The organism is Rhizobacter sp. P3_B12 (assembly GCF_056402895.1).
This window is the reverse complement of record NZ_JBFUGN010000224.1, coordinates 1-7,564: the sequence shown is the minus strand read 5'-3', so window position 1 is coordinate 7,564 and position 7,564 is coordinate 1. Positions and strand designations below refer to the sequence as shown.

Below are 7,564 nucleotides of genomic sequence, written 5' to 3'. Positions count from 1 at the left end.
TGTTGCTGCTGGGCACGGTGCTGCTGGCCTTTGCCGGCAGCGTGACCGTCGCGGTCGAATCGGCACGCGGCTACCTGCAGACCCAGCTGGGCGTGAAGAACGCCGACAACGCGACAGCCTTGGCGCTCGCGCTGTCGCAGCAGCATGGCGACAAGGAGCTGATGAACCTGCTGCTGGCCGCGCAGTTCGACAGCGGCTACTACAGCCGCATCCGCTTCGTCGCGAGCGACGGCAGCGTGGCCTTCCTGCGCGAGGCCTCCGGCGGCCCGCGCGAGGCGCCGGGCTGGTTCGCGCGGCTGGTGCCGATCTCTGCCCCGCAGGGCGTGGCGCAGGTATCCGACGGCTGGCGCGCGCTCGGCCGCGTCGAGCTGATCAGCCAGAGCGGCTACGCGCACGACGAACTGTGGCGCAGCAGCCTGTGGTCGGCGCTGGCGCTGGGGGTGGTCGGGTTGCTGGCCGGCGGCGTCGGCACGCTGATGATCCGGCGCATCCGGCGGCCGCTCGATTCGGTGGTCGACCAGGCGCAGGCGCTGGTGCGCGGCGAGTTCATCACGGTGCCCGAGCCCGGCGTGCCGGAGCTGCGCCGCATGACGCAGGCGATGAACACGATGGTGGGGCGCCTGCGCATCACGTTCCAGGCGCAGGCCGAGCAGCTGGAAGGGCTGCGCCAGCAGGCCAACTGCGACCGGCTGACCGGGTTGTCGAACCGGGCGCATTTCCTCGGCCAGCTGGCCGTGATGCTGCAGCGCGAGGACGGCGCGGCCGAGGGCGGCCTGGTGCTGCTGCGCGTGCTCGACCTCGCCGGGCTGAACCGGGCCCTCGGCCATGCCGAGACCGACCGGATGATCACCACCGTGGCCCAGGCGCTGCGGCCGTACGGCGACCGGGTGAAGGGCTGCTTCATCGGCCGCCTGAACGGCTCGGACTTCGCGCTGTGCCTGCCGGTGGCCGGCATGGCGCGCGAGACCGCGCAGGCGCTGTCCGATGCGCTGAGCCTGGTGCTGCCGAACCTCAGTGCCGAGGCCGGCGTCAGCGTCGGCGCGCTCGAGCTGCGCCGCGAGATGACGATGGCGCAGGTGATGAGCGAGGCCGATGCCGCGCTGGCGCGCGCCGAGAGCCGCGGGCCGTTCGCGGTGGAGCTGGGCGGCGAGGGCAGTGTCGCCGTCGCGATGCTGGGCGAGGGCGCATGGCGCCAGCGCATCCGCGATGCGATCGGGCAGCAGCGCGCCCACCTGGTCAGCTTCCCGCTGGTCAACGTGCGCAAGGACCTGATCCACCTCGAGTGCCCGCTGCGCCTGCAGCTGGAGCCGAACGGCGTGTACGAGCCGGCCGCGCGCTGGCTGCCGCTGGCGATCCGCAGCCGGCTCACGGTCGACATCGACGAATGCGCGCTCGCGCTTGCGCTGCGCGATGCGGCGCGCGACGGCAAGCCGCGCTGCGTGAACCTGTCGCCGTCGTCGCTGGCCGACAGCGGCTTCTCGGCACGGCTGCGCGCGCTGCTGTGGAATGCGCCGCAGGTGGCGCGGCTGATCTGGCTCGAGGTGGCGGAGAGCGCGGCCGTCGAGCACTTCGGGCTGCTGCAGGAGCTCGGCCGGCAGCTGCGCCCGACCGGCATCCGGCTCGGGCTCGAGCATGCCGGCGAGCGGCTGGGCAAGATCCCGCGGTTGTTCGAGGCCGGGATCGACTACGTGAAGCTCGACGCGGCCATCGTGCAGGGCGTGGGCAGCGACGAGAACCGCGCCGCCTTCGTGCGCGGCACGGTGACGCTGCTGCACGGGCTGTCGCTGCAGGTGTACGCCGAGGGCGTGAGCAGCGCCGCCGATGCGCAGCGCCTGTGGGAGTGCGGCATCGACGGGGCCACCGGGCCCTGGATCAGCGAAAACAGTTGAAGCGGGCGGGCGGCCCGCCCGCCATCAATCCACCACCAGCTTGCCGCGCCGCAGCAGGTCGTCCAGCACCTGGTTGTCGGTGGTGAAGGTGCTCACCAGGTTGACGCCGTTCAGCGTGATCACCTGGTTCACCGCCGACGCGTTGTAGGTGCCGTTGGTGAAGCCGCCGCCGGTGCTGACCTCCACCACCGTGTTGCCGCCCACCACCGAGAAGTGCAGGTAGTTGTTCAGGTTGCCGTGGTCGACCGTGATCGCCGTCGCGTTGTTGGTGCCGATGGGGGCAGCCGTCGTCACCGTGTTGGCCGTGTGCAGCTCGCCGACCAGCAGGTCGCGCAGGTCCAGCACGTCGCCCGAGTTGGCGGTGTTGTCGAAATCGGTGATCACGTCGCGCGCCGGTGCGGCGGTCGTGCCCTGGTCGGCGAGTTTCCACTGGAAGACGTCGTGGCCAATGCCGCCGGTCAGCGCGTCGTTGCCCTTGCCGCCGATCAGCGTGTCCGCGCCGTCACCGCCGTTCAGCGCGTCGTTGCCGGCGCCGCCGATCAGCTTGTCGCGGGCGGCGCTGCCGGTCAGCGTGTCGTTGCCGACGCCGCCGTCCAGCGTGGAGCCGGTGCGGATCACGTACTGGCCGCCGCTCATCACGATGTCCTGCGTGTCCGACAGCGTCGGCGCATTCGCGTCGCTGAACATCGCGAAGTTGCTCGTGCCCAGCGTCTGGTAGGTCGTGTCGGCCGAGCCGGTGGCCTTGACCTCGATCTTCAGCACGGCGCTGCCGCCTTGCTCCCAGTACAGCAACTCCAGCGCCGTCAGCCCGCCGGTGATCGGCACGCCGGTGTAGACGCGGGTGGTCGGCGACTGGACGTTGTCCCAGATCGCGACCTGGTGTCCGTCCAGCATCAGGCGGAAGCCGTCGTCCGCGGTGACGCGGATGTCGTAGGTGCCGGCGGCCATGTACACCTCGCCGGTCAGGCGCACGCCTGCGTCGGTGGTGCTGCCCAGGCCGTTGGTCGGGCCGCCGCTGCCGGCGCTGCCGGGAGCGGTGCCGCTCTCGACGCTCAGCGAGCCGGCGTCGCTGCCGGCGGTGCGGTGCAGGAACTTGAACAGCGCGCTGTTGTTGTCGGTCAGGCCCGTGGTGGATCCGCCGGCCGCGACGTTGATGTTCGAGCCGAGCGAGTTGCTGACGTCGGGTGAGCTGCCGTAGTCGATGGTCTTGGCGATGAAGCGGGCGTCGACGGTGCCGGTGACGGCGGCCGTCGAGGTGCCGAGGATGTTGTTGCTGCCGCCCATCGTCGCGTTGCGCGCATTGACCAGCGTGTTGAAGTCGGACACGCGGTCGAGGTTGCCGACGCTGCCGTCGTCGGCGTGGCGGCGGTTGCTCCCGGAGACGGCGCTGTCGTTGTAGCCGTAGTACTCGCCGTTCAGGCCTTGGGTGTTGGTGATCACCGTCGTGGACGGCGCGCCGGCCGTCACGGTGTCGGCCTGACCATCGACGCGGATGGTCAGCGTGGCGTTGGAGGTAGCGCCGGACGGGTCGCGGACCTGGTAGGTGAACACATCGGTGACGAAACTGCCCGTGGCGAGCGCGTTCGCGTTGTCGGCGACGTAGGAGTAGCTGCCGTCGCTCTTCAGCGTCAGGGTGCCATAGGTGCCGGTGATGGCCGTGCCGCCCGTGGTGATGGCGGTGGTCGGCGTGCCTGAGCCGGCGATCGCACGGGCAACGCTCAGGGCGTCGCCGTCGGGATCGGTGTCGGCGTTGGCCGGCTTGGGCGCCGAGATGATCACGCCGTCATTGGTGCTCACGCCCAGCGTGCTGCCGGCATTGATCTGGCCATCGTCGTTGCGGGCCACCGGGGCGTCGTTGACGGCCACCACGGTGATCGTGGTGGTCGCCGGGGCGCTGTTGCTGTTGCCGTCGTTGACGGTGACGGTGATCACGCGGTTGGTGGTGTCCGGCGTATCGCTGGTGTTGGAGAAGGTGATCGCGCGGATCGCCGTCTCGTAGTTCGCCAATGTCGCGGAGCCGCTCAGGGTCACGACACCGCCGGAGACGGTGGCGGTGATGCCGGTGGGCAAGGTGCCGACCGAGAGAACGTCGCCGCTCTTCGCGTTGGTCAGCGTCACGATGGCGCTGGCGAGCGTGCTGCTGTCGACATCGGTGATCTTGATGTCGGTGTCGGCGATGGAAATGCCGGTGCCATTCTCCGTGTAGGTCGTCGCGTAGCCCAGGCCGGTGGCGGTCGAGTTGTTCAGGTCGAGATCGATCGACGGCGGCTGGTCGTTGTCGATGATCGTGCCGACGCCGGTGGCAGTGGCGATCGTCGCGTTGGTGGCGCCGTTCAACGTCAGGTTGAAAGTTTCCGAGGCTTCGGCCAGCGTGTCGTTGGTGATCGCCACCGTGATCGTCTGGGTGGTGACACCSGGRGCRAAGGTCAGCGACCCGCCGGWGAYGGCGGTGTAGTCGGAACCAGCCGTGGCGGTGCCGTTGGCSGTGTCGTAGCCGACGGTGACRGTCTTGCCGGAGGCAGCCGACAGCGTGACGGYGAAGGTGGCYGTACCGGMYGCYTCGTTGACGGTGACGTTGCCGATCGACAGCGAGGGCGTCGGATCGTTGTCGGTGATGGTGGCGGTGCCCGAAGCCGAGGYGTTCGAGGTSGTGCCGGCCGAGGTSGTCGCGGTCAGCGAGAACGTCTCGTTGACTTCGTTCAGCGCRTCGTTGGTGACCGGGGTGCGCACSAGCACGCTGGTGCTGCCKGCGGCGATGGTGGCGGCCGTGGCGTTGGTCCAGGTGCTGCCACCGTCGGTGGAGACCTGCAGGTTGKTSGMSRYGCCCGAGCCRTAGTCGACGCCRCCGCCGGTRGCRGTGCCGTTGGCSAGGCCSAGGTTGACCGTGGTSGCGAGCGWCGACGGGTTGGACAGYGMGACRGTGAASACCGCRWAGCCCGCGTCYTCGACGACCGTCKGGCTGGACACGCTCAGCGYYGGSGTGTCGTTGTCGACGATSGTGCCGACASCSGTGCYCGTGCCGATGGTGGCGTTGGTCGGYGAGCCGAGGASGACGYTGAAGGCCTCGTTGCCTTCGTASACGTTGTCGTTGTTGATCGYMACGGTGACCGTCTGCGTGGTGACACCCGGAGCAAAGGTCAGCGACCCGCCGGAGATGGCGGTGTAGTCGGAACCRGCCGTGGCSGTGCCRTTGGCSGTGTCGTAGCCGACGGTGACGGTCTTGCCGGAGGCRGCCGACAGCGTGACGGYGAAGGTCACCGTGCCGGCGCCCTCGTTGACGGCGACGCTGCCGATCGACAGCGATGGCGTCGGATCGTTGTCGGTGACGGTGGCGGTGCCCGAAGCCGAGGCGTTCGAGGTCGTGCCGGCCGAGGTGGTGGCGGTCARCGAGAASGTCTCGTTGACTTCGTTCAGCGCATCGTTGGYGACCGGGGTGCGCACSAGCACGCTGGTGCTGCCTGCGGCGATGGTGGCTGAGCTGGCATCCGTCCAGGTGGCGCCACCGTCGGTGGAGACCTGCAGGTTGTTCGAGGTGCCCGAACCGTAGTCGACTCCGCCGCCGGTGGCGGTGCCGTTGGCGAGGCCCAGGTTGACCGTGGTCGCGAGCGACGACGGGTTGGACAGCGMGACRGTGAASACCGCRWAGCCCGCGYCYTCGACRRCCGTCGGGCTGGACACGSTCAGYGTCGGCGTGTCGTTGTCGACGATSGTGCCGACASCGGTGCYSGTGCCGAYGGTGGCGTTGGTSGGCGAGCCSAGGACGACGTTGAAGGCCTCGTTGCCTTCGTACACGTTGTCGTTGTTGATCGCCACGGTGAYCGTCTGCGTGGTGACGCCCGGAGCAAAGATCAGGTTGCCGGCGACGGTGGTGTAGTCGGAACCGGCGGTGGCCGTGCCGTTGCCGCTGCCGTAGCCGACGGTGACCGTCTGGTCCGAGGCCGCGGACAGCGTCACGGTGAAGGTCGCGGTGCCGGCCGCTTCGTTGACGGTCACGTCGCCGATCGACAGCGACGGCGTCGGGTCGTTGTCGACCAGCGTCGTGGTCACGCTGTTGTCGGTGGCGTGCGGCGCGATCGCCTCGAACCCGCCGCCGTTGACCGTTCCGATCGACACGACGATGGTCTCATTGACTTCGTCGCGACCATCGGCGGCGGTCGGCAGCGTGAAGTTCGCGCTGCTGCTGCCGGCCGGAATGGTGACCGTGGTCACGCCGGTGTAGTCGCCGCCGTTCGCGGCCGCGCCGCCATAGGTCAGCGTGACCGTCACTGTCGTGAGTGCCGGGCTGCTGAGCGTCAGCGTATAGCCTGCCGCGCCACCCTCCGTCACACTGGAGGCGCCTGACAGGCTCACCGTCGTCAGGTCGCCGTCATCGCTGACCGTCGTGCTGACGGTGCTGCCGGTCGTCAGCGCCTCGAAGTTGCCGCCGCTGTGGCCGGTGATGCCCACCACCGTCGTCGCGCTGCCCTGGGCATAGACGTCATCGGCGCGCGCCACCACCGGGCTGGTGCTGCCGGTCGTCTGGCCGACCGCGATCGTGATGTCCTGGCCGTTGCTCAGGTGCAGCACCAGGTCGGAGCCGGTCACCGGGTGGCCGACCGTCGCGGTGTAGCTGACGGTATCGCCCTCGAGCACCAGCCCGGTCGGGCCGCTGAGGGKGACCACGGTGGCATCGCTGTCGTCGCTGACGTCGGTGCGGGCCGTGCTGCCGGTGTCCAACGCCTCGAAGTTGCCGCCGCTGGTGCCCGTGACGCCCACCGAGACCGTCTGCGTGCCCTGCACATGCGCATCGTCGGCGCGCAGCACGATCGGCGCGCTGACGGCCGAGCTCTGGCCCACCGGAATGGTCACGGTCTGGCCGTTGCTCAGCGCGACGCTGAAGTCCGAGCCGGTCACGGCCTGGTTCAGCGTGACGGTGTAGCTGACGGCGCCGCCTTCGGCCACCGCGCCGGTCGACGGCGTCAGTGTGACGGTCGTCTGGGTGGCGTTGTCGGTGACGTCGGTGCTGGCCGTGCCACTGGTGTCCAGTGCCTCGAAGTTGCCGCCGCTGTGCGAACTGACGCCCACGTTCAGCACCTGCGTGCCCTGGACGTAGGCGTCGTCGGCGCGCACCGCGAAGGCGGCGCTGCTGCCGCTGGTCTGGCCGACGGCGATCGTGAGGGTCTGGCCGTTGCTCAGCGTCAGCACCAGGTCCTGGCCGCTGACCGCATGGTCGAGCTCGGCGGTGTAGACGATGCTGCCGCCTTCGGCCACGGTGGCGGTCGAGGCCTTCAGCGTCACCGTCGTCGTGTCCGCGTCGTCGCTGACGCCAGTGCCGACCGTCGCGGTGTGCGTCACGGTCTCGTAGTTGCCGCCGGCCGTGCCGGTGACGCCGACGTTCAGCACCTGCGTGCCCTGCGCATAGGCGTCGTCGCCGCGCACCGCGAAGGGCGCGCTGTCGGCGCTGCTCTGGCCGACCGGGATGGTGACGGTCTGGCCGTTGCTCAGCGTCACGACGAAGGGCGTGGCGGTGACCGGCGCGGTGACCGAGACCGTGTAGACGATGCTGCCGCCCTCGGCCACCGACGCGGTGGACGCGCTCAGGTTCACCGTGGTGACGCTGGCGCTGTCGGTGACGGTGGTGCTGGCGGTGCTGCCGGTGGCGAGCTGCTCGTAGTTGGCGCCGCTGTGCGACACGA

At 69.9% G+C, this 7,564-nt stretch carries 2 protein-coding genes; one reads left to right on the top strand and one right to left on the bottom strand.

Translation table 11 applies throughout. The features are described from left to right. On the top strand, window positions 1-1,889 hold a 1,889-nt coding region (locus AC1D01_RS14125), incomplete at its 5' end, for an EAL domain-containing protein (protein ID WP_477867202.1). 24 nt (window positions 1,890-1,913) lie between these two features. Here AC1D01_RS14125 and AC1D01_RS14120 read toward each other — a convergent pair. Next, window positions 1,914-7,562 (bottom strand): immunoglobulin-like domain-containing protein, encoded by a 5,649-nt coding sequence (locus AC1D01_RS14120; protein WP_477867200.1) that lies wholly within the window; start codon window positions 7,560-7,562, stop codon window positions 1,914-1,916. Window positions 7,563-7,564 lie beyond the last annotated feature (2 nt).